Source organism: Streptomyces sp. NPDC005878, assembly GCF_040629815.1.
Lineage (GTDB): Bacteria > Actinomycetota > Actinomycetes > Streptomycetales > Streptomycetaceae > Streptomyces.
Window position 1 is genome coordinate 139,001 of record NZ_JBEXWK010000012.1, and the last position, 25,279, is coordinate 164,279.

Consider the following 25,279-nt stretch of genomic DNA (forward strand, 5'->3'; position numbering starts at 1 on the left):
GAAGAGCCGGCCGCCGCGTCACCACTCCCGCTACGCGCGCGTACGGCCCGTCGAGCCCCGGACCATCAACTCCGCGTGCACCGTGGCGATCCCGCCCGGCGGCACCGGCTCCTTGCCCATCGCGAGCCGGCCCGCCCGCGCCCCCGCCTCGTACAGCGGCAGCCGTACGGTCGTCAGGGCCGGGACCGCGTCCGTGCTGAACGGCAGGTCGTCGAAGCCCGCCACCGAGACGTCGTCCGGGACGGACAGGCCCCGGTCCCGCAGGGCCGCGCAGGCGCCGAGCGCGACGGTGTCGTTGGCGGCCACGACGGCGGTCAACGACGCGTCCCGGCGCAGGAGTTCGTTGGTGGCGTCGTAGCCGGAGCGGCGGTCGTACGAGCCGTGGACGAGCGGTCCGGGTGTCACGCCCGCGTCCGCGAGCGCCGCGAGGTGGCCCTCGACGCGGTGCCGGGTGGTGGTGCGCTCCTCGGGGCCCGCCACGTAGCCGATGCGGCGGTGGCCCAGGGCGAGCAGGTGCTCCGTCAGACGGCGGCTGCCGCCCCGGTTGTCGAACGTGAGCGTCGCCGCGTCCGGCCCGGCGCTCCGCGCCCCGCCGCCGGGCCCGGTGAGCGCCAGCGGGGGCCGTCCGCACAGCACGATCCGCGCTCCCGCCTCCGCCAGCCGTCCCAGCTTGGCCGCGACCGCCGCCGCGTGCCCGGGGTCCTCCAGGGCACCCCCGGTGAGGATGACGGCCGCGGCCCGCTGGCGCTGGAGCAGGGTGAGGTAGGTGAGTTCGCGCTCCGGCGAGCCGCCGGTGTTGCAGACCACCGCCAGCTTCTCGCGCGCGCCGGGGTTGCCCCCGATCTCGGACTGGGCCGCGCCCGCCATGATCCCGAAGAAGGGGTCGGCGATGTCGTTGACGAGTATGCCCACCAGGTCGGAGGTGGCGGCGGCGAGGGAGCTCGCGGGCCCGTTCAGGACGTAGTCCAGCTCGTCCACGGCCCGCAGGACGCGTTCGCGGGTGGCCGCGGCGACCGGGTAGTTGCCGTTGAGCACCCGCGAGACGGTCGCCGGGGACACCCGGGCGCGCGCCGCCACATCCGCCAGGGTCGCTGTCATCTCTGCCTCCGGGCACGTCTCGTGGGCACTTGGGGTGGTCCGCCGCGCGCCTCTTGTCGGCGGCGCTGTGCGCAGGCTAGCGTCCCCCTCGATAGAAAGCGCTTGCTACGCCTGTTACCAGTAGATCGCCGCTGGATCACCGAGCCCCGCCGCCCCGAGGGACGGGGCCGATGGGATGAAGGGGACCTCGATGACACCGACGTCTGCACACCCGACACCACCGGCGCCCGCGCGTCCGGCGCCACCGGCGTCCGCACACCCGACGCCACCGGAGTCCGCGCGCCGGACCGTGCGGATCGCCATGAACGGCGTCACCGGCCGGATGGGCTACCGCCAGCACCTCGTACGCTCCCTGCTCGCCCTGCGCGACCAGGGCGGCCTCGACCTCGGCGACGGGACGGTCCTGTGGCCCGAGCCGGTCCTGGTGGGCCGCCGGGAGTCGGCGCTGCGGGACATCGCCGGGCGCCACGGCCTCACCCACTGGTCCACGGACCTGGACGCCGTGCTCGCCGACGACTCCGTGGAGATCTACTTCGACGCCCAGGTCACCTCCGCCCGCGAGGAGGCCCTGGCCAGGGCGATCGCCGCGGGCAAGCACGTCTACACCGAGAAGCCCACCTCGACGGGCCTGTCCGGCGCCCTGGAGCTGGCCAGGCTCGCCCGGGACGCCGGGATCAGGCACGGCGTCGTCCAGGACAAGCTCTTCCTGCCGGGCCTGCTGAAGCTGAAGCGGCTCGTCGACGGAGGCTTCTTCGGCCGGATCCTGTCGGTGCGCGGCGAGTTCGGCTACTGGGTCTTCGAGGGCGACTGGCAGGAGGCCCAGCGCCCGTCGTGGAACTACCGCGCGCAGGACGGCGGCGGGATCGTCGTCGACATGTTCCCGCACTGGGAGTACGTCCTGCACGAGCTCTTCGGCCGCGTCACCTCCGTCCAGGCGCTGGCGGCCACGCACATCCCGCGGCGCTGGGACGAGAGCGGCAAGCCCTACGACGCGACGGCCGACGACGCCGCCTACGGGATCTTCCAGCTGGAGGGCGGCGCGGTCGCCCAGATCAACTCCTCCTGGGCGGTCCGGGTGCACCGCGACGAACTCGTCGAGTTCCAGGTGGACGGCACCGAGGGCTCGGCGGTGGCGGGGCTGCGCACCTGCCGCGTCCAGCACCGCGCCGCCACCCCCAAGCCGGTGTGGAACCCGGACCTGCCCGCGACCGAGGAGTTCCGCGAGCAGTGGCAGCGGGTGCCGGACAACGCCGGGTTCGATAACGGCTTCAAGGCGCAGTGGGAGCTGTTCCTGCGCCATGTGGTGCTCGGCACGCCCTACCGCTGGGACCTGCTGGCGGGTGCGCGCGGGGTGCAGCTCGCCGAGCTGGGGCTGCGGTCCTCCGCGGAGGGCCGCCGGGTCGAGGTGCCGGAGATCGTGCTGTGAGCCTGCTGCTGCCGCGCGCGGACGGCACGCTCGTCCGGTACGAGCCGCGCCGGGACCCGGCCGCCGTCGCCCCGGGCGGCCCGCCGCTGTCCCGCACGGTCTTCTCGGCCGCGCACGTGGTCGCCGACCCGTACGCCGAGACCGTGCCCGGGGGGCCCGCCGCCCTGGACTGGGAGGCCACGCTCGCCTTCCGCCGCCATCTGTGGGCGCACGGGCTCGCCGTCGCGGAGGCCATGGACACCGCGCAGCGAGGGATGGGCCTGGACTGGCCCACGGCCGCCGAGCTGATCCGGCGCTCGGCCGCCGAGGCCCGCGCGGCCGGCGGGCGCATCGCCTGCGGGGCGGGCACCGACCAACTGGCGGGGGCGGCCTCCCTGGACGAGGTGACGGCCGCGTACGAGGAGCAGCTCGCCGTCGTCGAGGGGGCCGGCGCCCAGGCGATCCTGATGGCCTCGCGCGCGCTGGCGGCGGTGGCGCGCGGCCCGGAGGACTACCGGGCCGTGTACGGGCGGCTGCTGGAGCAGACCGGGCGGCCGGTGATCCTGCACTGGCTCGGCCCGATGTTCGACCCGGAGCTGACCGGCTACTGGGGCTCGGCCGACCTCGACGCGGCCACCGAGACGTTCCTGGCGATCGTCTCCGCCCACGCGGCGGGGATCGACGGGGTGAAGGTGTCGCTGCTCGACGCCGGCCGCGAGGTGGAGCTGCGACGGCGGCTGCCGGACGGGGTGAAGTGCTACACCGGCGACGACTTCCACTACCCCGAGCTGATCGAGGGCGACGACCGGGGCTTCAGCCACGCCCTGCTGGGGATCTTCGACCCGCTGGGCCCGCTCGCGGCGGACGCGGTACGGGCGCTGGACGCGGCCGATCCTGCGGGCTTCCGCAAGCGCCTGGACCCCACGGTCGGGCTCGCCCGCCACCTCTTCGGGGCGCCGACCCGCTTCTACAAGACGGGCGTGGTCCTGCTCGCGTGGCTCGCGGGCCACCAGGACCACTTCACCATGGTGGGCGGCCTCCAGTCGGCCCGCTCGCTGCCGCATCTGGCGCGGGCCTACGAACTGGCCGACGGTCTCGGCCTGTTCCCCGATCCGGAGGCGGCCGCCTCCCGGATGCGCGCCCTGCTCACGGTCCACGGAGTCGCCTCATGAACCCCGCGCCGCTGTCCCGGCTCAGCATCAACCAGATGACCGTGAAGCAGCTCCCGCTGCCCGAGCTGGTCCGCGCCTGCGCGGACGCGGGCGTGCCGGGCGTCGGGCTGTGGCGCGAGCCCGTGCGGGCGTACGGCGTCGGGGCCGCCGCGCGGCTGGTGCGGGACGCCGGGCTGCGCGTCACCACGCTGTGCCGGGGCGGCTTCTTCACGGCGGAGGAGCCCCTCGCGCGCGCGAGGGCGCTGGACGACAACCGGGCCGCGCTCGACGAGGCGGCGGAGCTGGGCACCGACACCCTGGTGCTGGTCTCGGGCGGACTGCCCGAGGGCGACCGGGATCTGGCCGGAGCGCGCGAGCGGGTCGCGGACGCGCTGGCCGAGCTGGCTCCGTACGCGCGCGCCCGGGGCGTACGCCTGGCGATCGAGCCGCTGCACCCGATGTACGCCGCGGACCGCTGTGTCGTCTCCACCCTCGGCCAGGCCCTGGAGCTCGCGGAGCGGTTCCCGGCGCGGGAGGTGGGGGTGGTCGTGGACACCTACCACCTGTGGTGGGACGACCTGGCCCCGGCGGCGGTGGCCCGGGCCGGGGCGGACGGCCGGATCCACTCCTTCCAACTGGCCGACTGGACCACCCCGCTGCCCGCCGGGGTCCTGACAGGGCGGGGCCAGCTCGGGGACGGGGTGATCGACCTCGGCGCGTGGTACGGCCGGGTGGCCGCGGCGGGCTACACCGGCCCGGTGGAGGTCGAGCTGTTCAACGAGGAGCTGTGGGAGCGTGACGGGGTGGCGGTGCTGAAGGAGACGGTGGAGCGGTTCGCGGCGGTGGTGCGGGCAGGCGCGGCGCTCCTCGGTGCGCCAACCGGTCCGGCAGGCCGATGAACGGGCGGACGCGGTACGCATTCTCCACCCTCGGGGTGCCGGGCCTGCCGGTCGCCGAGGTGGTGCGCCTCGCCGTCGCGCACGGCTACGACGGCGTGGAGCTGCGCGCCCATCCGGAGGAGCCGGTCCACCCCGGCATCGGCGCCCGGCAACGGGCGGAGGTGGCGGCGGAGTTCGCGGCGCACGGGGTGAGCGTGCTCACCGTCGCCGGCTACGCGCGCGTGGCCGACCCCGGCGACACCGAGCCGGTCGAGGCGCTGGTGGATCTCGCGCACGACCTCGGCGCCCCGTACGTCCGGGTCTTCCCCGGCGGCCGGGGCGGCCCGGACGACGACGGGACCGCGGTGCGGCGGCTGCGGTCGGTGTGCGCGTTCGCCGCCGAGCGGGGCGTGCGCGTCCTGCTGGAGACACACGACTCGCACCGCACGGGCGCGGCCGTCGCGCGCGTCCTCGACCGGGTCGGCTCGCCCTCGGCGGGCGCCCTGTGGGACGTGATGCACACCTGGCTCGGCGGCGAGAGCCCCGCCGATTCGTACGCGGCCCTCGCCCCGCACCTGGGATACGTCCAGGTCAAGGAAATCGCCTCGGCCGAGGACACCGCGCCGCTGCCGCTCGGGGCGGGGGTGCTGCCGCTGGCGGACGCGCTGGCGCCGCTCGGGGCCGGGGGCTGGCTGTGCTGGGAGTACGAGAAGCGCTGGTACCCGGAGGCGGCCGCGCTGCCGGGGCTGCTGACCGCCGGGCGGGAGCGGCTGGCCGCCCTGGTCCGCTCCTGATCCACCCGGTCCTGCCGCTCCGGCGGCATCCGCTCCCCGCCCCTCCTTTGCTTCCCGCCCGGATCCCGGCCCGGCGGTGCGCGCCCCCTTGACCGGCAATAACTTTCCGGTTATCCGTTCGGTTTGGAAGTTTCTTCCAGACCTAGGGATGGAGTGCCCGTGTCGTACCGCACCTCCAGACGCACCCTCCTCACCACCGCCGCCGCGACGGCCGCCGCCACCGCCGTGGGACCCGCGCTCCCCGCGTACGCCGACGCACCGCGCGCCCCCGCCGCCCGGCTGCGCCGGCTGGTCTCCCGGATGTCCCTGGCGGAGAAGGTCGGCCAGCTCTTCGTGACGCGGGTGTACGGACACTCCGCGACCGCGCCCGACCAGGCCGACATCGACGCCAACCTCAGCGAGCTGGGCGTCCGCACCGCCGCCGAACTGATCGCCCGGTACCACGTCGGCGGCGTCATCTACTTCGCCTGGGCCCACAACACCCGCGACCCGCACCAGATCGCCGGCCTCTCCAACGGCATCCAGCGCGCGGGCCTGTCCCAGCCCACGCCGCTACCGCTGCTCATCGCCACCGACCAGGAACACGGCATCGTGTGCCGGGTCGGCCGCCCCGCCACCCTCTTCCCGGGCGCGATGGCGCTCGGCGCCGGGGGGTCGGCGCGCGACGCCCGCACGCTCGGACGCGTCGCCGGGGCCGAGCTGCGCGCGCTGGGCATCCGGCAGAACTACTCCCCCGACGCCGATGTGAACGTCAACCCGGCCAACCCCGTCATCGGGGTGCGCTCCTTCGGCGCCGACCCGGCGGCGGTGGCCCGTCTGGCCGCCGCCGAGGTGCGCGGCTACCAGGAGGCGGGCGTCGCGGCGACCGCCAAGCACTTCCCCGGGCACGGCGACACCACGATCGACAGCCACACCGGCATCCCGGTGATCACCCACACCCGCCGGCAGTGGGAGGAGCTGGACGCGCCGCCGTTCCGGGCCGCCGTCGCCGCCGGGATCGACTCGATCATGACCGCGCACATCCAGTTCCCGGCGCTCGACGCGAGCAAGGACCCGGCGACGCTGTCGCACCCGATCCTCACCGGCATCCTGCGCGAGGAGCTCGGCTACCGGGGGGTCATCGTCACCGACTCGCTGGGCATGCAGGGCGTCCGGGACAAGTACGGCGACGACCGGGTCCCCGTGCTCGCCCTGAAGGCCGGGGCCGACCAGCTGCTCAACCCGCCCGACCTCGCGGTGGCGTGGAACGGTGTGATGGCGGCGGTCACCAGCGGCGAGATCAGCGAGGCCCGGCTGGACGAATCGATCCTGCGGGTGCTGGAACTCAAGGAGCGCCGGGGCCTGTTCAGCCATCCGTACGTCTCCCACGACGCCGTGGACCGGGTGGTCGGCACCCGGCCGCACCTCGCCGCCGCCGACGCGGTGGCCGAGCGCACCACGACCCTGCTCGCCAACACGGGCGAACTGCTCCCGCTCTCCCGCCGCGGCCACCGCGAGGTCCTGGTCGTGGGCCCCGACCCGGCCTCCCCCTCCGGGACGACCGGGCCGCCGACCACCGTCCTGGCCGGGGCCCTGGCCGAACTGGGCTTCCGCGCGAGCGCCCTGCCGACCGGCACCCAGCCCTCGCAGGCCCAGATCGACGCGGCGGTGGCGGCGGCGCGCGGCAAGGACGTGGTGGTCGTGGGCACCTACAACGCGGGGCCGGGCGGGGCGCAGGCCCGGCTCGTGGCGGCGCTCGGCGCGAGCGGTGTGCCGGTGGTGCACCTCGCGATCCGCAACCCGTACGACATCGCGCACCTCAGCGGGTTCACGGCCTCGCTCGCCACCTACTCCTGGACCGATGTCGAACTCCGCGCGGCGGTACGGGTCATGGCGGGCCGGGCGGAGCCCGTCGGGCGGCTGCCGGTGGCGGTGCCGCGCGGGGACGATCCGGCGCGGGTGCTGTACCCGATCGGCTACGGGCTGTCGTACCGGAGATAACCCCCGGGCCCTCTGGCGTGTTCTCGGCGTGAGAGGTCACGCTGGAGCGGGGGGTCGGACATGTACGAGTACGGTGCCACAAGACTGGTTCGGGCCGTTTCGGCCGCGTTCTGCGCCGGGACGCTGCTCCTGACGGGCTGCCGGCAGGATCCGGGCGCCGCGGCCGTCCCCGACTCGCCCGTCCCGCCGTCCTACGGCGCCACCTTCCTCGGGGACGGGGACTGCGCGGCGCGCGGGCGCACGTTCCGCGAGGTGCCGTGCACCAGCGAGCGGGCGGTGGCCCGGGTCCTGGTGCGCCGGGAGGGGACGCGGACGGCCGGGGCCGCGGGCTGCCCGCCGGACACCGACTTCGTGCTGTACATCGGGGGCGAGGGCGCCTCCGGCTACGCCTGTATGCGCAACCTGGAGGCGCCCCACCCGGGCGACCCGGGGATGGGCGGCGGCCCCTACACGGTGGTGGGCGACTGCGTGTACCACGCGGGGTCGGACCTGGTGAAGGAGACGCCGTGCGACGGGTCGGGCCCCAACGCCGCCGAGTTCGAGGTCACTTCGGCGGTGCCGCGCCGCCCCGACTGCCCCGCGTCGACGGCGCTGTACGTGCAGCTGCCGGGAGGCGGGGACAGGGTGGGGTGCGCGCGGCGGCTGTGAGCCGTGGCGCTACGGCCGCAGCGTCGGCTCGCGCTCGACGGACGAGCGGTCGAGCCGGGCGTCGAAGGCCGCCAGCGGCCTGGCCTTGGCGGCGGTCGCCGCCGGCACGCCCGCCCAGCGCAGGATCGCCGAGGTCGCCGTCGCCTTCTCCCCGGCCGCGAGCCCCGCGACCTTGGAGCCGTGGTTGCCGCCCGCGACCGTGAACACGTACGAGTCGCGCGCCCCGTGCCCGAGGCGGAAGCGCTCCGCGCCCCACGGGTCGTTCTGGCCGTACACGAACAGCATGTGGTCGGCGTGGTGGCGCACCCAGGTGTCCACGTGGGCCATCGCCGTCGGCTGGAAGCGCATCGGGATGGAGCGCGGGACGAAGTGGCGCGGCGGCTGGTAGCCGTAGCGGCTCAGGCCGCGCAGCCAGGGCTGCTCGATGGCGGGCGAGCCGAGCTGCGTACCGGCCTGGTAGTAGTACGGCGTGTACGGCTCCAGGCCCTGGTCGGTGTAGAACGAGAAGCCGGAGATGGTGTCGACCGTGTCCCAGATCGCCTGGTCGGTGGCGTGCGGGGCGTCCGCCGGGATGGTCGCGCAGTCGGCCAGCAGGCTGTACTGCCAGAACGCCCACACGTAGTCGAGCACGACCGCCTCGTACGACTTGTCGAGGGAGCCGGTGGTGGTGAAGGTGTAGCCGTTGGCCTTGGCGTACTCGGCGTACTTGGCCTCCAGCGGCTTGCGGCGCACCAGCGCCTCGCGCTGCACGGCCTGGAGCTTGTCGCGGCACTCCTTGGTGCCGACCGTCCGGAAGAACCGGTCGTACGCGGAGTCCTCGTCGTTGACGACGTCGTTGGGGGCGACGTACGCCACCACGCCGTCCATGTCGCGGGGGTAGAAGCGCTTGTAGTACGTCGCCGTCATACCGCCCTTGGAACCGCCCGTGGTCAGCCAGTTCTTGCGGTAGACGGGCTTGAGGGCCTGGAAGATGCGGTGCTGGTCGCTGGCCGCCTGCCAGATGTCCAGCTTGCTCCAGTCCGCCGGCGCGGGCCGGGACGGGGTGAAGTAGCGGTACTCGACCGAGACCTGGTTGCCGTCCACGATCTGGGTCGGCTCGCTGCGGCCGGGGTTGGTCGAGACGTTGTAGCCGCTGGTGTACATGACGGTCGGGCGGCCGGTGTCCTTGTGCAGCAGGGTGATCCGCTGCTGGAAGGTGCCCGCCTTCGGATGGTGGTGGTCCACGGGCTGGGTGAAGCCGAGGACGAAGTAGCGGTAGCCCGCGTAGGGCTTCTCCTCGATGAGGCTCATCCCGGGTATCGCCAGGATGCGGTCCTTGATGTCCGGCACGGCGAGGTCCGGCTCGGCGGCGGTGGCCGCCCCTGCCGTGGCTCCCGCCACGCTCACCGTGCCTATGAGCACGACGAGTGAAAGAAGCCATCTGAGCGTCTTGCGCATGCACTCTCCCCTGGGGTCACGACGTGACGCGATCGTCGTGAACCTAGCGGGGGCAACACCAGTGCGACCAGACCCAGTTGTGCCACCCTGCCCCATGGCAGCGTTGTCATCCCGTCCTCAGGGCCGTCTCAGCACAGGATCCAGCCCGTGGAGCCGCCCCTGCCCGCCACCGAGCCCGAGGCCCGTACACAGCGGTTGATGGCGTGCACCGTGACCGGGCCCGCCTGCCGGGTGAACCGGCCGCCGTCGGAGACCGGGCCGCCGCCGCGCGCCTGGATCGTCACCGACATCTGCCGTCGGGCGCCGGGCGACTTGGCCACGGCAACCGCGCACGCGTAGCCGTGCGTCTTGTAGACCCGCAGCTCGCCGGTGGCGAACGTGACCGTCCTGACCTGCCGTCCGCCGCACGAGGACGCCGCTTCGGCGCTGCCCGCGCCCGGTCCGAGCACGGCGAGGCCGGCCGTCGCGAGGAGCACCGCCAGCCCCGGTCCCGCCCGGTCCCGCAGCCCCCGCCTACCCCCACCGAACACGCTTGCCCCCTTCCGTCACATGAGCGTATGTGAGTACGGACGCGCGGAGGCTACCCGCGGTTGCGCCGCGGGCCGGGGCGGCCGGTCAGGCGTTGCTGCCGATCATCGCCACGAAGGCGACCTCGGCGAGGATCTGGATCCACAGGCCCGCCGCCCGCATCTCCTTGGCGCGCCGGGCGCGGTCGGGCACGGCCAGGACGAAGACGAAGGCGAGACCGGCCGCCCACAGGGCCCAGCTCATCTGCGTGGCGCTCGCCCCGTGGGAGGCGCAGTCCGTGTAGTAGTCGCCGTAGGTCAGACACCGGGAGAAGCGCTCGGAGCCGGCCACGGCCAGTCCGACCAGGACGACGGCCGGGATCATCCCGAACGCCGAGAGCACGGCGGCCGTACGCATCCGGGTCCGGGAGTTCCTCGGGACGGGGGCGGGCGTGAACGCGGTCTTCGTGGTCATGCCCCGATCCAACCGGGGACGGCCCGCCGCGCGGACCGTCCCCGGTACTCATTCGTCTGTGTGCGCGTACTCAGACGCTCATACCGCCGCGGGCTCGTCCTCGCCGATGAAGGTGCGCCACAGGCTCGCGTAGCGCCCGTCCCGGGCGAGGAGTTCGTCGTGGGTGCCGTCCTCGACGACCCGGCCGTGGTCCATCACCACGACCCGGTCCGCGCGGGCGGCCGTGGTGAGGCGGTGGGCGACCACCAGCGTGGTGCGGCGGCCGGTGAGCCGGTCGGTGGCCTGGTTGACCTGGGCCTCGGTGGCCAGGTCCAGGGCGGCGGTGGCCTCGTCGAGGAGCAGGACGTCCGGGTCGACGAGTTCGGCGCGGGCCAGCGCGATCAGCTGGCGCTGTCCGGCCGAGAGGTTGCGGCCGCGCTCGGCCACCTCGTGGAGGTAGCCGCCGTCCAGCGTGGCGATCATGTCGTGGGCGCCGACCGCGCGGGCGGCGGCCTCCACCTGGGCGTCCGTGGCGTCGGGCCGCCCGTAGGCGATGGCGTCCCGGACGGTCCCGGCGAACAGGTACGCCTCCTGCGGGACGACGCCGAGGCGGTGGCGGTAGGCGGTGAGGTCGAGGTCGCGCAGGTCGGTGCCGTCGGCGGTGACCCGGCCGCCGGTGGGGTCGTAGAACCGCGCGACCAGTTTGACCAGCGTGGACTTGCCAGCGCCGGTCTCGCCGACGAAGGCGACGGTCTGCCCTGCCGGGATGCGCAGGTTCACGCCCGACAGGGCCTCCTCCTCGTCCCCGTACCGGAAGTCGACGTCCTCGAAGGCGATGTCGCCGCGCAGGGAGGGGACTTCCCTCGGCTCGCCGGCCGCGGTGGTGGAGGTCGGCTCGCGCAGCAGCTCCTGGATGCGCTTGAGGGAGACGGCCGCCTGCTGGTAGCCGTCGAAGACCTGCGAGAGCTGCTGGACGGGGGCGAAGAACAGGTCGATGTAGAGGAGGTAGGCGACGAGCGCGCCCGTGGTCAGGGTGCCCGCGTCGACCCGGTGGGCGCCCACGATCAGCACCGCGGCGGCGGCGACCGACGACAGCAGCTGGACGAAGGGGAAGTACACCGAGATGAGCCACTGGCCGCGGATACGGGCCGTGCGGTAGTCGGCGCTGCGGGCGGTGAAGCGGGCGGCGCCGTCGCGCTCGCGGCCGAAGGCCTGCACGATCCGCAGTCCGCTCACCGACTCCTGGAGGTCGGCGTTGACCCCGGCGACCCGCTCGCGGGCCAGTTCGTACGCCTTCACGCTCTGCTTGCGGAAGAAGTAGGTGCCCAGGACCAGCGGGGGCAGCGTGGCGAACACGACGAGCGCCAGCTGGAGGTCGATGACCAGCAGCGCCAGCATGATGCCGAAGAAGGTGACGACGGCGACGAAGGCGGTGACCAGGCCGGTCTGGAGGAAGGTGGCCAGCGCGTCCACGTCCGTGGTCATCCGGGTCATGATCCGGCCGGTCAGCTCGCGCTCGTAGTAGTCCAGGCCCAGCCGCTGGAGCTGGGCGAAGATCTTCAGCCGGAGGCTGTAGAGGACGCGCTCGCCGGTGCGTCCGGTCATCCGGGTCTCGCCGAACTGCGCGGCCCACTGGATCACCACGGTCAGCAGGGCCAGACCCGCCGCCGCCCACACCGCGCCGAGCGCCAGCTTGGTGACGCCCTGGTCGATGCCGTGCCGGATCAGCACCGGCAGCAGCAGCGACATGCCCGCGTCCACGGCGACCAGCGCCAGGCTGACGCAGAGCGGCCGGCCGAAGCCCTTGAGCAGCCGGCGCAGCCCGTAGGACGTCTCGGGCCGCACGGCCCTGGCCTCGTCGATGCCGGGGGTGTCGGTGGCCGGGGGCAGCGCCTGGACCTGGGCCAGCAGCTCGGGGGTGGCGGGCATCCCGCCGGGCGCGGCCGCGACCGGCTTGTCCTCGCGGATCCACAGCGGGGGCGTGATGCCCCGCTCGGCGTCGAACTCGGCGTCCAGCTCCTGCCGTACGGTGTGGTCCTCCACCGCCCCGGCCGCGACGACGTGGCCGGGCGAGACCGCGCCCAGCTCGTCCGGGTCGGTCAGCAGACGGCGGTAGAGCGCCGAGTCGCGCTGGAGCTCCTCATGGGTGCCCAGCGCCGCCAGGCGGCCCTCGTCGAGGACGGCGATGCGGTCGGCGAGGTTGAGGGTGGAGCGGCGGTGGGCGATGAGCAGCGTGGTGCGCCCGGCCATCACCGACTTCAGGGCCTCGTGGATCTCGTGCTCCACGCGCGCGTCCACGGCCGAGGTGGCGTCGTCCAGGACCAGCAGGCGCGGGTCGGTGAGGATCGCGCGGGCGAGCGCCACGCGCTGGCGCTGGCCGCCGGAGAGCGTCAGACCGTGCTCACCGACCGTGGTGTCGTAGCCCTCGGGCAGGTCGGCGATGAACCGGTCCGCCTGGGCCGCGCGCGCGGCGGCCTCGATCTCCTCCTGGGTGGCGTCGGGCCTGCCGTACGCGATGTTGGCGCGCACGGTGTCGGAGAAGAGGAAGCTGTCCTCCGGCACCAGGCCGATGGCGGCGCGCAGCGAGGCCAGGGTCAGCTCGCGCACGTCGTGGCCGCCGACCAGGACCGCGCCGTGGGTCACGTCGTAGAAGCGCGGCAGCAGCAGCGAGACGGTGGACTTGCCCGAGCCGGAGGCGCCGACCACGGCGACGGTCTCCCCGGGCATGATCTCCAGGGAGAAGCCGTCCAGGACCGGGCGCCCGTCCTCGTACGCGAAGCTCACGTCGTCGAACTCGACCGTGGCGGGCGCGTCGGCGGGCAGCTCCTTGGTGCCGTCCGCGATCGACGGCTCGGTGTCGATCAGCTCCAGGACCCGCTCGACGCCCGCCCGGGCCTGCTGGCCGACGGTGAGGACCATGGCCAGCATCCGCACCGGGCCGACGAGCTGGGCCAGATACGTGGAGAACGCGACGAAGGTGCCGAGGGTGATCTCGCCCCGGGTGGCCAGCCAGCCGCCGAGGGCCAGCATGGCGACCTGGCCGAGCGCGGGGACGGCCTGGAGGGCGGGGGTGTAGCGGGAGTTCAGCTTGATCGTGCGCAGCCGGCCCGCGAAGAGCCTGCGGCCGACCTCGCGGAGCTTGCCGGTCTCCTGCTCCTCCTGGCCGAACCCCTTGACCACCCGGACGCCGGAGACGGCACCGTCCACGACGCCCGCGACGGCCGCCGCCTGGCCCTGGGCGTACCAGGTGGCCGGGAAGAGCCGGTCGCGGCTGTGCTTGGCGATGAACCACAGCGCGGGCGCCACGGCCAGCGCCACCAGCGTGAGCACCGGTGAGAGCCAGGCCATGACCGCCAGGGAGATCACGAAGAGCAGGATGTTGCCGATGGTCATCGGCAGCATGAAGAGCAGGCCCTGGATGAGCTGGAGGTCGCTGGTGGCGCGGCCGACGACCTGGCCGGTGGAGAGCTCGTCCTGGCGCCGCCCGTCGAGCCGGGTGATCGTCGCGTACATCTCGGTCCGCAGGTCGTGCTGGACGTCGAGGGCGAGGCGGCCGCCGTAGTAGCGGCGGATGTACGTCAGGACGTACACGACCACGGCCGCGGCTATCAGCAGGCCGGTCCACACGGCCAGGGACCGGGTGTGCGCCCCGATCACGTCGTCGATGATCACCTTGGTGACCAGCGGGACCAGGGCCATCACCGCCATGCCGCCGAGCGACGACCCGAGCGCCAGCACGACGTCCCGCCGGTACCGCCAGGCGTACCCGGTGAGCCGTCGTGCCCACCCCTGCTCTGCCGCCGCCACTGGTTGCCTCCCGTAAGTACGCCCGACCGTCCGGTCCACCGCAACGCACCAACGCCGTCACCGGCGGATTTCATCCCGCCGCAACGGTCGGCGACACAAAACCCGCCGCGGGTCCTAGGACCCGCGGCGGGTTTTGTGGTGCGGCGTACGGGCGCGTCAGCGGCTCGGGACGACCGAGACGAGGTCGCGGCCCGCGGGGGCCTCCGGCACCGGCGGGATGGCCTCGCTCGCCACCGAGGGCCGCTTCGGCGGGTGCCAGGGCCTGCCGCCCTCGGCCGGGCGGCCGAGGTCCGCGTGGACGGCGCGCGCGACGGCCTCGATGGTGCTGATGCCCTGGCTCATCGAACTGTTGTCCTCGGTGAGGACGGCCAGGCCGTAGTCGTGGCCACCGTCGGTGAAGGCACCGATGCTGTGCACCCGCCAGCCGTGCGTGGCGCGCGGCAGCCAGCCGTTCTTCACGTGCACGGTCGTCCCGCCCTGGACACCCGCGGGGGTGCCCCAGCGCTGGTCCGAGCGGACGCGGTTCATCAGGCCCAGCTCGTACTCCCGGGCGTCGTCGCTGAGCACCGAGTTGCGGGAGGTCAGCAGCGCGAGCAGCTTGGCCTGGTCGCGGGCGCTGATCCGGGTCAGGCCCCAGTAGCCGTCGGAGCCCGGGGTCGTCTGGGTCATCCCGGCGGCCTTGAGGAACGCCGACACCTTGGAGGTGCCGAGCTGCTTCCACAGCGCGGTCGTGGAGTCGTTGTCCGACTCGGTGATCATCTTCGTGGCCAGGGCGCGCTCGTTCGAGGTGAGCGAGCGGTGGTGGTTGCCGGCGTCCCACAGCAGCGTCGCCAGCACGGTGGCCTTGACCACGCTCGCGGAGTCGAAGGTGTCGGTCGCGCGCAGCTCGCACTTGGTGCCGGTCGAGCGGTCGTACAGCGCCACGGCCGTCAGCGACGCGCGGCCGCTGAGCGCGGAGGTGATGTCCTTGGACAGCTTGGCCGCGAGACCGGCCTTGGCGGAGGTGCAGCTCACCGTCGGCGCGGCGGCGGCCGGCGTCGCGGTGAGGGCCACCGGCGCGAGCACGCCCGCGGCGACGGCCACCGAGAGCGCGCCGCGGCGCGCCCGGCGGGATATGCGGGAGGTGAGGAGGTGTCTGGGCAAAGCGATTCCGTCCCCTGGAGATCGTCAGGTGGGCGCACCCCCGTGGTGCGCCCACCTGAGATGACTCGTCGAGGACGGGATAGTTGCCCGGCGACGGCGCCGAACTCTGTCACAGCTCTGTCACCGGCGGCCGTCTATCGCCCCATACCGGACAGGTGCGCGGCGGAAGGAGTCGTCAGCGGTGGGTCGGGGCGAACATGCGCGGAGCGGCGGGGAGCACCACGACCGAGGGACCGGGCGCGGCCAGGGCCTTGCCGAGGTCCCCGGCCAGGCCCTGCGGCGTGGTGCGGACGGCCGGTACGCCGAAGGACTCGGCCAGGGCCACGAAGTCGGGGCCGGTCAGCTCGGTACCGGTGGCGGCGCCGAAGGCGTCGTTCATATAGGCGCGCAGGATGCCGTAGCCGCCGTCGTCGACGACGAGCCAGGTGACGTCCAGGCCGTGCTGACGGGCGGTGGCCAGTTCGGCGAGCGAGTACATGGCGCCGCCGTCGCCGGAGACCGCGAGGACGGGGGTGCCCGGCTCGGCGACGGCCGCGCCGAGGGCGGCGGGGAAGGCGTAGCCGAGGCCGCCCGCGCCCTGGGCGGAGTGCATGAGGCCCGGGTGCCCGGCGTCGAAGGCGGACCAGGCCCAGTAGCCGAGGACCGTCATGTCCCAGAACGACGGGGAGCGGGGCGGCAGCGCGGAGCGGATCGAGGCGAGCAGGGACTGCTCCAGCTCCAGGTCCTGCCCGGCCAGGCGGGCCCCGATCTCGTCGAGGACGAGCCGTACCCGGGCCGGGGCGTACGGGTCGGGGCGCTCGCCGACGGTCTCCAGCAGGGCCTGGAGGGCGAGCCGGGCGTCGGCGTGGATACCGAGGGCGGGGTGGTTGGACTCCAGCTTCCCGAGGTCGGCCTCGATCTGGACGACCCGGCCGCCGGGGAGGAACGTGTGGTAGTTCGAGGACAGCTCGCCCAGGCCCGAGCCGACGACGAGGAGGACGTCGGCGTCCTCCAGGAAGTCGGTCATGTGCCGGTCCTCCAGCCAGGACTGGAGCGACAGCGGGTGGTTCCAGGGGAAGGCGCCCTTGCCGCCGAAGGTGGTGACGACGGGGGCGTTCAGACGCTCGGCGAGCCGGCGGAGCTTACCGGCCGCGTCCGACCGGACGACTCCGCCGCCCGCGATGATCACGGGCCGGACGGCGGTCTCCAGCCAGTGGGCCGCGAGGGCGGTCAGCTCCGGGCGCGGCGCGAGCTCGCGCGGGGTCGCGTCGATGCCCGTGACCTCGGGGAGCACGGTCTCGGCGAGGAGGACGTCCTCGGGGATCTCCACCCAGACCGGCCCGTGCGGGGCGGTCAGCGCCGACTCCCAGGCGGCGGCGAGGGCCGAGGGGATCTGGGACGGGCTGCGGACGGGGTGCACGGACTTCACCACGTCCCGGAAGGACGCCTTCTGGTCGCGCAGCTCGTGCAGATGGCCGCGGCGGCCCCCGCCCAGGCCCGCGGTGGGGACCTGACTGGAGATGGCGACCACGGGGGCGCTGGCGGCGGCGGCCTCTTGTAGGGCGGGCAGCGAGGCGAGGGCGCCGGGACCGGTGGAGAGCAGCAGCGGAGCCGCCTCGCCGGTGATCCGCCCGTAGGCGTCGGCGGCGAAGCCCGCGTTGCTCTCCGTCCGCAGCCCGATCAGGCGCAGGTCGGAGCGGCCCACGGCGTCGAAGAGAGCGAGCGCGTGCTGACCGGGGAGGCCGAAGACGGCGGTGGCGCCGAGCCCCCGGAGGGTCTCGACGACGAGGTCGCCGCCGGTGCGGCCGGGCGGCGCGTTCAGCGCCGCCTCCCGCTGCCGCGGGGTGGGCCGGAGCACCGGGTCGTGGTGGTCGTGGGTCACTGCGCGTCCTCTTCCGGGAGCGGGGCCCGTCGCCGGGCGGCCGGCACGGCGGCCGCCCGGCGACGCGGATACGTCACTTGCCGGTCTGTCCCGCGCCCCCTGCGCGGCCCGCCGCGATCTGCCGGGACATGATCGTCGTGAGCTCGTACGCGGTGTGCGAGGCCGCGACCGAGGTGATCTCGGCGTGGTCGTACGCCGGGGCGACCTCGACGACGTCGGCCGAGACCAGGTTGCAGGAGGCCAGGCCGCGCAGGATCTCCAGGAGCTCGCGGGAGGTCATGCCGCCCGCCTCCGGGGTGCCGGTGCCGGGGGCGTGCGCCGGGTCGAGGCAGTCGATGTCGATGGAGATGTAGAGCGGGCGGTCGCCGATGCGCTGGCGCAGCTGGTCGGCGACCTCGTCGGCGCCTCGGCGGTAGACGTCGGCCGAGGTGACGATGCCGAAGCCCATCTTCTCGTCGTCGGTGAGGTCCTGCTTGCCGTAGAGCGGGCCGCGGGTGCCGACGTGGGAGAGCGCCTCGGTGTCGAGGATGCCCTCCTCGACCGCGCGGCGGAACGGGGTGCCGTGGGTGTACTCGGCGCCGAAGTAGGTGTCCCAGGTGTCCAGGTGCGCGTCGAAGTGGAGCAGCGCGACCGGGCCGTGCTTCTTGGCGACGCTCCTCAGCAGGGGCAGCGCGATCGTGTGGTCGCCGCCGAGCGTCATCAGGCGGGCGCCGGTGCCGAGCAGGTCGTCGGCGGCGGCCTCGATGGTGTCCACGGCCTCGTTGATGTTGAACGGGTTCACCGCGATGTCGCCGCCGTCCGCGACCTGGGCGAGCGCGAAGGGCGAGGCGTCCTGGGCCGGGTTGTACGGGCGCAGCAGACGGGAGGCCTCGCGGATGGCGTTGCCGCCGAAGCGGGCGCCGGGCCGGTAGGAGACACCGCTGTCGAAGGGCACGCCGACCACGGCGACGTCGGCGGTGCCGACCTCGTCGAGACGGGGCAGCCGGGCGAAGGTCGCGGGACCGGCGTACCGCGGGACGCGGGACGAGTCGATCGGACCGCGCGGCGTTTCGTTGCTGCTCATGGGAAGGGGCCCTTCGTTTCGGCGATTCGTGCGTTCTGCGCTGTTCGCGCACTTCACACGGTTCATGCGGTTCACCACGACGATAGGTCGCCGGACACCGACACTGAAGTGTACGTTTCCTCCACTCCCGACGCCGATGATGGAGGGATCATCCACCATGGCGGACACCTCCGTCCCTCCCACCACTCCCGTCCCGCTCTCGGCCCTGCTGACCCGCGCCGACCTGGGCCTGCGGCGGATCGCGGGGCCGCCGGAGGCCGATGTGCACTGGGTGCACACCTCGGAGATGGCCGACCCGTATCCGTACCTGCTGGGCGGGGAGCTGCTGCTGACCGCGGGCGTACAGCTCACCGACCCGCAGCGGTACGCGGCCCGGGTCGCCGAGGCGGGCGCGGCGGCGCTCGGCTTCGGCGTCACCCCGGTGTACGACACGGTCCCCGCGGCGCTGGTGGACGCCTGCGAACGGCACAGGCTGCCGCTGCTCGAAGTGCCGCCGGCCACCACGTTCACCGCGGTGGCCCGCGCGGTGTGGGGCCTGATGACCCGGGCCCGCCACCACGAGCTGCGCCGGGTCGCCCGGGCCCAGCAGGGGCTCGCCGCGGCGGCGGCCCGCCCGGACCCGGTCCCGGCGGTCCTGCACCAGCTCGCGGTCCGGCTCGGCGGCTGGGCGGGGCTCCTCGGCCCCGGGGGCGACGTCCTGCGCGCGGCCGGCCCGGAGCCGTCCCCGGGCGCGGCGGCGGCGCTGCGCCGGCTGGCGGCGGTGGTGGCCCCGGGCACCCCCGGCTCCCCCGCGTCCGCCACCGACACCGGCGCGGGCCCGCACCTCGCCGCGTACGCCCTGACCGGACCGCGGCGGCTGGTGCTCGCCACCGCGGCCGACAAGCGCGAGGCGGGCGACCACACCGTCGCCGGGGTCGCCTCCGTGCTGCTCTCCCTGCTCACCGCGGACCGGCAGGGCGCGGGCGAGTCGGCGCGGTCGGCCGCGCTGGTGCGGCTGCTGCTCGGCGAGGCCCCGGCCGAGGTCGCGCCGCTGCTCGGCGAGGCGCCCTGGACCGTCGTCCACGCGCGCGGGGAGGGCGATCCGCCCGACCTCGGCAGCCCGCTGGTGGAGGCGGGCGACGGCTACGCGCGCGTGCTCGTCCCCGGAGGGCGGGAGGTCGCCGCGCGCCCCGGCTGGACGCTGGGGGTGAGCGCGCCCGCCGCCCCCGGGGAGCTGGCCGCGGCCGACGCCCAGGCGGCGCGGGCCCTGCGCCGGGCCGAGGCCGCCCGGTCGGCGCTGGCGCGCCACCGCACCGGCGGCTACGCCTCGCTGATGGACCCGGAGGAGGCCGCCGCCCACGCCCGCGCACTGCTCGCCCCGCTCACCGAGCCGCTGGTGACGACCCTGCACACCTGGCTCTCGCTCCACGGCAGCTGGGACCGGACGGCCGCGGCCCTGGGCGTGCACCGCAACACCGTGCGCCAGCGCGTGGCCCGGTGCGCGGCGCTGCTGGACGCGGACCTGGACGACATGGACGTCCGTACGGAGCTGTGGCTCGCGCTCCGGAGTGCGCCGGGACGTGCTGAGCCTCACTCTGGACAGTGCGAGTGACCGCCGGGTAACTTCGTCTTTCCAGCTCTGAGCAAGCGCTTAGCCAAGCCGCCGCCACCGTCAGAAGGAGAGCGTCCGTGCGCCGCACCGTATTCAACGAGGACCACGAGGCGTTCCGGGACACCATCCGGGCCTTCATCGAGGCCGAGGTCGTCCCGGTCTACGACGAGTGGTTCGCCGCCGGCCAGGCGCCGCGCGACTTCTACTACAAGCTCGCCGAGCTCGGCGTCTTCGGCATCCGCGTCGACGAGGAGTTCGGCGGCGCCGGCATCGACTCGTACAAGTTCGAGGCCGTCATGTACGAGGAGACGGCCCGCGCGGGCGTCCAGTTCGGCGGCTCCGGTGTGCACGTGCTGCTGGGCCTGCCGTACATCAAGATGCTCGCCAGCGACGAGCAGAAGAAGCGCTTCCTGCCCAAGTTCGTCTCGGGTGAGGAGATGTGGGCGCTGGCGATGACCGAGCCGGGCACCGGCTCCGACCTCGCGGGCATGAAGACCACCGCGAAGCTCTCCGAGGACGGCTCGCACTACGTCCTCAACGGCGCCAAGACCTTCATCACCGGCGGCGTCCACGCCGACCGCGTGATCGTCTGCGCCCGCACCGCCGCGCCCACCGCCGAGGACCGCCGCCACGGCATCTCGCTGTTCGCCGTCGACACCAAGTCCGAGGGCTACTCCGTCGGCCGCAAGCTCGACAAGCTCGGCCTGCGCACCTCCGACACCGCGGAGCTGGCGTTCGTCGACGTGAAGGTCCCCGTCGAGGACCTCCTCGGCGAGGAGAACAAGGGCTTCTACTACCTCGGCCACAACCTCGCCTCCGAGCGCTGGGGCATCGCCTTCGGCGCCTACGCGCAGGCCAAGGCCGCCGTCCGGTTCGCCAAGCAGTACGTCCAGGAGCGCACCGTCTTCGGCAAGCCCGTCGCGCACTTCCAGAACACCAAGTTCGAACTGGCCGCCTGCCAGGCCGAGGTGGACGCAGCCGAGGCGGTCGCCGACCGCGCCCTGGAAGCCCTCGACGCGGGCGAGCTGACCCCGGCCGAGGCCGCCTCCGCCAAGCTGTTCTGCACCGAGGTCGCCCACCGCGTCATCGACCGCTGCCTCCAGCTGCACGGCGGCTACGGCTTCATGAACGAGTACCCGATCGCCCGTCTGTACGCCGACAACCGCGTCAACCGCATCTACGGCGGCACCAGCGAGATCATGAAGTCGATCATCGCCAAGGACATGGGTCTGTGACCGAGGCTCTGGATGCCCTGCTCGATCTGCTCGACCTGGAGCAGATCGAGCAGGACTACTTCCGGGGCCGCTCCCGCTCGGCGCTCGTCCCGCGCGTCTTCGGCGGACAGGTCGCGGCCCAGGCGCTGGTCGCCGCGGGCCGCACCGTCCCCGCCTCCCCTCCCGGCTCCGCGCGAGCGGGGGAGACCCCGACGCCGCACTCCCTGCACGCGTACTTCCTGCGCGCCGGGGACCCGGGCGCGCCGATCGTCTATCTGGTCGACCGCATCCGCGACGGCCGCTCCTTCACCACCCGCAGGGTCGTCGCGGTCCAGCACGGTCAGCCGATCTTCCACCTCTCGGCGTCCTTCCAGACGTACGAGGAGGGGCTTGAGCACCAGGCGGACATGCCGCCCGCGCCGGACCCGGAGTCGCTGCCGACCGCGGCCGAGACGCTGCCGCGCCATCTGCCCGCGGACGTCGCCGAGCGCCTGATCGAGGCGCGCGCGGCCGTCGACCTGCGCTACGCGGACGCGCCGCCGTGGGCCAGCGCCGGCACCCCGCGCGAGCCGCGCTCGCAGGTCTGGTTCCGTACGAACGGCAAGCTCGCGGACGACCCCCTGCTGCACATCGCGCTCGCCACCTACGTCTCCGACATGACGCTGCTCGACTCGGTGCTGCTCGCGCACGGCCGGGGCGGCTGGGCGGTCGGGGACGTGGTGGGCGCGTCCCTGGACCACGCGATGTGGTTCCACCGCCCGTTCCGGGCCGACGAGTGGCTCCTGTACGACCAGGAGTCCCCGTCGGCCTCGGCGGGCCGGGGCCTGGGCCAGGCCCGCATCTACACCCAGGACGGCCGCCTGGCGGTGACGGTGGTCCAGGAGGGCGTGGTCAGGGTCCCGCGGTAGGCCCGGGAGCCCGCGACGGCTCCGGCCCCGCGGCCCCGGCCCCGCGGCGCCGCCTCAGACCAGCTCGGCCGCGCCCAGCAGGTACTCGGTCATCGGCTCGTAGAACCGGGGGTCGACCACGTGGTCGTCCAGCGGCACGGCGACCTGGAGCGTCCCCTCCGCCTCCGCCAGGAACAGCGCGGGGTCGTTGCAGTCGGCGTACCCCACCGCGTCGATCCCGCGCTGGGCGGCGCACCCGGCCCAGCCGTGGTCCGCGACGACCAGGTCCGGCAGCGCCCGCCCCGCGCGCTCCAGCGCGTCCAGGATGGCCGCCATGGGCGCGGGCGAGTGCGTGTGCCACAGGGACGCGCCCCGCTCGTACAGCGCGACGTCCGCGAACTGCACCACACAGCCCTCGTCGGCCGTCACCCCGTCCGGGATCCGCACGATCTCGCATCCCGCGGCGCGCAGCGCCGACGCGGTCCTGCTGTGCACGTCGATCAGCGCGCCGGGGTGGCCGGTGGCGAAGAGCACCCGCTGCTTGCCGGCCACGGCCTTCCGCAGCCGGGCCGCCATCCGCTCCAGCGCGTCGACCGTCAGCTCCGGGTCGATGGTGTCCTGGCCGGTGCGGTGCCCGGGGTCGTCGACGACGCCGCAGCGCTCGGCCATCACGGCGAGCACGTCCTGCTCGTCGCTCCAGCGCTCGCCCAGTTCCAGGCCCAGCCAGTAGTGGCGGTCGCCGTTGGCGAGCTTGCGGTAGTGGGAGAGGTTGTTGTCGCGGGGGGTGGCGACGTCTCCGGCGATACGGGTGCGGACGAGGTGGTCGACGAGAGCGGCACGGCTGGGTATCGGCATGCGCCCATTCTGCCCCCGCGCGCGGAGCCGGGCGCCGTCGTCCGCGCAGTGGACGTACGGCCGCAGGCGCCCCCGAGCATCCGCCGCGCATCCGTCGCGCGACCGCCGCGCGCCCGTCACGCGCGCGTGGGCGCTCAGTTGGCGAGCGCCGCGAACGCCCCGTGCGCCAGGCGCCGCAGCAGCGCCTCGGTGGCGGCGCGCCCCGGCAGCCCCGCCCCGTACGAGCCGAGGTGCGGGGTCGAGTTGAGCAGGCCGAAGACCGCGTGGACGGCGGCGCGGACCTCGGCCTCGGAGCCGTGCGGGTACAGCTCGCGGACGACCGCGACCCACAGCTCCACGTACTGCCGCTGGAGCTGGCGCACCAGCTTGCGGTCGCTGTCGCGCAGCCGGTCCAGCTCCCGGTCGTGGAGGGTGATGAGCGCCCGGTCGTCGAGGGCGAAGTCGATGTGGCCGTCGATGAGCGAGCCGAGGACCGCCTCGGGGCCCCCGTCCGCGGCGGCCACCCGCTTGCGCCCGCCGTCGTAGAGCCGGCCGCTGATCCCGACCAGCAGCTCCGCCAGCATCGCGTCCTTGCCGGCGAAGTGCCGGTAGAGGCCGGGGCCGCTGATACCGACGGCCGCGCCTATCTCGTCGACGCCCACGCCGTGGAAGCCGCGCTCGGCGAAGAGGCGCGCGGCCTCGCGCAGGATCTGCTCGCGGCGGGTGGGGGCATCGGTCCGGGTGCTCATGGGAATTCATTCTAGACAACGCGGTTAGCGCTCGTTAACCTGGTGGAAATGAGTTAACGGTCATTAACATCCGGCCGGGGATCTCACCGGAGGACTCCGCGTGACGGCTCCGCCGGAGACTTCGTACGGGCAAGGGGGCTCGACACGATGCAGCAGGCACCGGTCCTTGGGAGCGCGGCCGATCCCGCGTCCGAGGCATGGCGGGCCAACGAGGAGGCGCACCGCGCCCTCGGCGAGGAGCTGCGCGCCAGACTGGCCGCGGCTCGTCTCGGCGGCGGCGAGCGGGCCCGCGAGCGTCATGTCGCGCGCGGCAAGCTGCTGCCGCGCGACCGGGTCGACACCCTGCTCGACCCCGGCTCGCCCTTCCTGGAGCTGGCACCGCTCGCGGCCGACGGGATGTACGGGGACCAGGCCCCCGCCGCCGGGGTGATCGCCGGAATCGGGCGGGTCAGCGGCCGCGAGTGCGTGATCGTGGCCAACGACGCCACGGTCAAGGGCGGCACGTACTACCCGATGACCGTCAAGAAGCACCTGCGCGCCCAGGAGGTGGCCCTGGAGAACCGGCTGCCGTGTCTGTACCTGGTGGACTCCGGCGGCGCCTTCCTGCCGATGCAGGACGAGGTCTTCCCCGACCGGGACCACTTCGGGCGAATCTTCTACAACCAGGCCCGGATGTCCGGCGCCGGGATCCCGCAGATCGCGGCGGTCCTCGGCTCCTGCACGGCCGGCGGGGCCTACGTCCCGGCGATGAGCGACGAGGCCGTGATCGTCCGCAACCAGGGCACGATCTTCCTCGGCGGCCCGCCGCTGGTGAAGGCCGCCACCGGCGAGGTCGTCACCGCCGAGGAGCTCGGCGGCGGCGAGGTCCACTCGCGCACCTCCGGCGTCACCGACCACCTCGCCGAGGACGACGCGCACGCGCTGCGCATCGTGCGCACCATCGTGGCCACCCTCCCCGCGCGCGGGGAGCTCCCCTGGAGCGTGGAGCCGGTGGAGGAGCCGAAGGTCGACCCCTTCGGGCTGTACGGGGCGGTCCCGGTCGACTCGCGCACGCCGTACGACGTCCGCGAGGTCATCGCGCGCGTGGTCGACGGCTCGCGCTTCCAGGAGTTCAAGTCCGAGTTCGGGCAGACGCTGGTGACCGGGTTCGCCCGGATCCACGGCCACCCGGTCGGCATCGTCGCCAACAACGGCATCCTGTTCTCCGAGTCCGCCCAGAAGGGCGCCCACTTCATCGAGCTGTGCGACCAGCGCGGCATCCCGCTGGTCTTCCTCCAGAACATCTCGGGCTTCATGGTCGGCCGGGACTACGAGGCGGGAGGCATCGCCAAGCACGGCGCCAAGATGGTCACCGCCGTCGCCTGCACCCGCGTCCCCAAGCTGACGGTGGTGGTCGGCGGGTCGTACGGGGCGGGGAACTACTCGATGTGCGGCCGGGCCTACTCGCCGCGCTTCCTGTGGATGTGGCCCAACGCCAAGATCTCGGTGATGGGCGGCGAGCAGGCCGCCTCGGTGCTCGCCACCGTCAAGCGCGACCAGCTGGAGGCGCGCGGCGAGTCCTGGGCCGCCGAGGACGAGGAGTCCTTCAAGGACCCCATCCGCGCGCAGTACGAACAGCAGGGCAACGCCTACTACGCGTCGGCCCGGCTGTGGGACGACGGGGTGATCGACCCGATGGAGACCCGCCAGGTCCTCGGGCTCGCCCTGACGGCCTGTGCCAACGCCCCCCTCCCCCAGCGGGACTACTCGGCGCCCGGCTTCGGCGTCTTCCGGATGTGA

Annotated in this window: 20 protein-coding genes; 10 read left to right on the forward strand and 10 right to left on the reverse strand. The window is 74.0% G+C overall.

Annotation, left to right across the window (positions count from 1 at the left end):
- Positions 1-30: 30 nt before the first annotated feature.
- Positions 31-1,098, reverse strand: coding sequence for a LacI family DNA-binding transcriptional regulator (locus ABZ404_RS19805; protein WP_358832173.1), 1,068 nt, complete (start codon positions 1,096-1,098; stop codon positions 31-33).
- Positions 1,099-1,399: 301 nt separating this feature from the next.
- Here ABZ404_RS19805 and ABZ404_RS19810 point away from each other — a divergent pair, with 301 nt between their 5' ends.
- The 6 genes from ABZ404_RS19810 (at position 1,400) to ABZ404_RS19835 (ending at position 7,954) form a co-directional block, all read left to right on the forward strand.
- Entirely contained in the window at positions 1,400-2,524 is a 1,125-nt protein-coding gene (locus tag ABZ404_RS19810) for a Gfo/Idh/MocA family oxidoreductase (protein WP_358832172.1), read from the forward strand.
- On the forward strand, positions 2,521-3,675 hold the full coding sequence (locus ABZ404_RS19815) for a dihydrodipicolinate synthase family protein (protein WP_358832171.1): 1,155 nt from the start codon (positions 2,521-2,523) through the stop codon (positions 3,673-3,675). The genes ABZ404_RS19810 and ABZ404_RS19815 overlap by 4 nt, the downstream gene beginning before the upstream one ends.
- Complete coding sequence (locus ABZ404_RS19820) at positions 3,672-4,553, forward strand: sugar phosphate isomerase/epimerase family protein (RefSeq protein WP_358832170.1); 882 nt, start codon at positions 3,672-3,674, stop codon at positions 4,551-4,553. Before ABZ404_RS19815 ends, ABZ404_RS19820 begins: the two co-directional genes overlap by 4 nt.
- Entirely contained in the window at positions 4,550-5,326 is a 777-nt protein-coding gene (locus ABZ404_RS19825) for a sugar phosphate isomerase/epimerase family protein (protein ID WP_358832169.1), read from the forward strand. The genes ABZ404_RS19820 and ABZ404_RS19825 overlap by 4 nt, the downstream gene beginning before the upstream one ends.
- Before the next feature lie 159 nt (positions 5,327-5,485).
- On the forward strand, positions 5,486-7,306 hold the full coding sequence (locus ABZ404_RS19830) for a glycoside hydrolase family 3 protein (RefSeq protein WP_358990614.1): 1,821 nt from the start codon (positions 5,486-5,488) through the stop codon (positions 7,304-7,306).
- Between the two features lie 60 nt (positions 7,307-7,366).
- Positions 7,367-7,954, forward strand: coding sequence for a hypothetical protein (locus ABZ404_RS19835; protein ID WP_358836746.1), 588 nt, complete (start codon positions 7,367-7,369; stop codon positions 7,952-7,954).
- Positions 7,955-7,963: 9 nt separating this feature from the next.
- Here ABZ404_RS19835 and ABZ404_RS19840 read toward each other — a convergent pair whose 3' ends face one another.
- The 7 genes from ABZ404_RS19840 to speB all read right to left on the reverse strand — a co-directional run bounded on the left by ABZ404_RS19840 (position 7,964) and on the right by speB (position 18,225).
- Entirely contained in the window at positions 7,964-9,391 is a 1,428-nt protein-coding gene (locus ABZ404_RS19840) for a S28 family serine protease (protein WP_358836745.1), read from the reverse strand.
- Positions 9,392-9,519: 128 nt separating this feature from the next.
- Positions 9,520-9,921, reverse strand: coding sequence for a hypothetical protein (locus ABZ404_RS19845; protein WP_358836744.1), 402 nt, complete (start codon positions 9,919-9,921; stop codon positions 9,520-9,522).
- A gap of 85 nt (positions 9,922-10,006) precedes the next feature.
- On the reverse strand, positions 10,007-10,372 hold the full coding sequence (locus ABZ404_RS19850; protein ID WP_358836743.1) for a hypothetical protein: 366 nt from the start codon (positions 10,370-10,372) through the stop codon (positions 10,007-10,009).
- Between the two features lie 78 nt (positions 10,373-10,450).
- Entirely contained in the window at positions 10,451-14,158 is a 3,708-nt protein-coding gene (locus tag ABZ404_RS19855; protein WP_358836742.1) for an ABC transporter ATP-binding protein, read from the reverse strand.
- A gap of 156 nt (positions 14,159-14,314) precedes the next feature.
- Positions 14,315-15,301: a serine hydrolase gene (locus tag ABZ404_RS19860; RefSeq protein ID WP_358990616.1), complete on the reverse strand. Its 987-nt coding sequence runs from the start codon at positions 15,299-15,301 to the stop codon at positions 14,315-14,317.
- 175 nt (positions 15,302-15,476) lie between these two features.
- On the reverse strand, positions 15,477-17,162 hold the full coding sequence (locus ABZ404_RS19865) for a thiamine pyrophosphate-binding protein (protein WP_358837714.1): 1,686 nt from the start codon (positions 17,160-17,162) through the stop codon (positions 15,477-15,479).
- 73 nt (positions 17,163-17,235) lie between these two features.
- Positions 17,236-18,225, reverse strand: a complete 990-nt coding sequence (gene speB, locus ABZ404_RS19870; RefSeq protein WP_358837896.1) for an agmatinase — start codon at positions 18,223-18,225, stop codon at positions 17,236-17,238.
- Positions 18,226-18,382: 157 nt separating this feature from the next.
- Here speB and ABZ404_RS19875 point away from each other — a divergent pair, with 157 nt between their 5' ends.
- The 3 genes from ABZ404_RS19875 (at position 18,383) to ABZ404_RS19885 (ending at position 21,938) form a co-directional block, all read left to right on the forward strand.
- Positions 18,383-19,816: a PucR family transcriptional regulator ligand-binding domain-containing protein gene (locus ABZ404_RS19875; protein ID WP_358990618.1), complete on the forward strand. Its 1,434-nt coding sequence runs from the start codon at positions 18,383-18,385 to the stop codon at positions 19,814-19,816.
- A 77-nt stretch (positions 19,817-19,893) separates the two neighbouring features.
- Positions 19,894-21,051 carry an acyl-CoA dehydrogenase family protein gene (locus tag ABZ404_RS19880; RefSeq protein WP_358836355.1) on the forward strand — a complete coding sequence of 386 codons (1,158 nt, stop codon included), beginning with the start codon at positions 19,894-19,896 and terminating at the stop codon, positions 21,049-21,051.
- Positions 21,048-21,938 (forward strand): acyl-CoA thioesterase II, encoded by an 891-nt coding sequence (locus ABZ404_RS19885; RefSeq protein WP_358836356.1) that lies wholly within the window; start codon positions 21,048-21,050, stop codon positions 21,936-21,938. Before ABZ404_RS19880 ends, ABZ404_RS19885 begins: the two co-directional genes overlap by 4 nt.
- A gap of 54 nt (positions 21,939-21,992) precedes the next feature.
- On the opposite strand, the gene ABZ404_RS19890 is transcribed toward ABZ404_RS19885, so the two are convergent.
- Positions 21,993-22,772 carry a phosphatase gene (locus ABZ404_RS19890; protein WP_358836357.1) on the reverse strand — a complete coding sequence of 260 codons (780 nt, stop codon included), beginning with the start codon at positions 22,770-22,772 and terminating at the stop codon, positions 21,993-21,995.
- Positions 22,773-22,906: 134 nt separating this feature from the next.
- Positions 22,907-23,500: a TetR/AcrR family transcriptional regulator gene (locus ABZ404_RS19895; RefSeq protein ID WP_358836358.1), complete on the reverse strand. Its 594-nt coding sequence runs from the start codon at positions 23,498-23,500 to the stop codon at positions 22,907-22,909.
- A gap of 147 nt (positions 23,501-23,647) precedes the next feature.
- Between ABZ404_RS19895 and ABZ404_RS19900 the strand changes: the two genes are divergently transcribed.
- Positions 23,648-25,279, forward strand: a complete 1,632-nt coding sequence (locus ABZ404_RS19900) for a carboxyl transferase domain-containing protein (protein ID WP_358836359.1) — start codon at positions 23,648-23,650, stop codon at positions 25,277-25,279.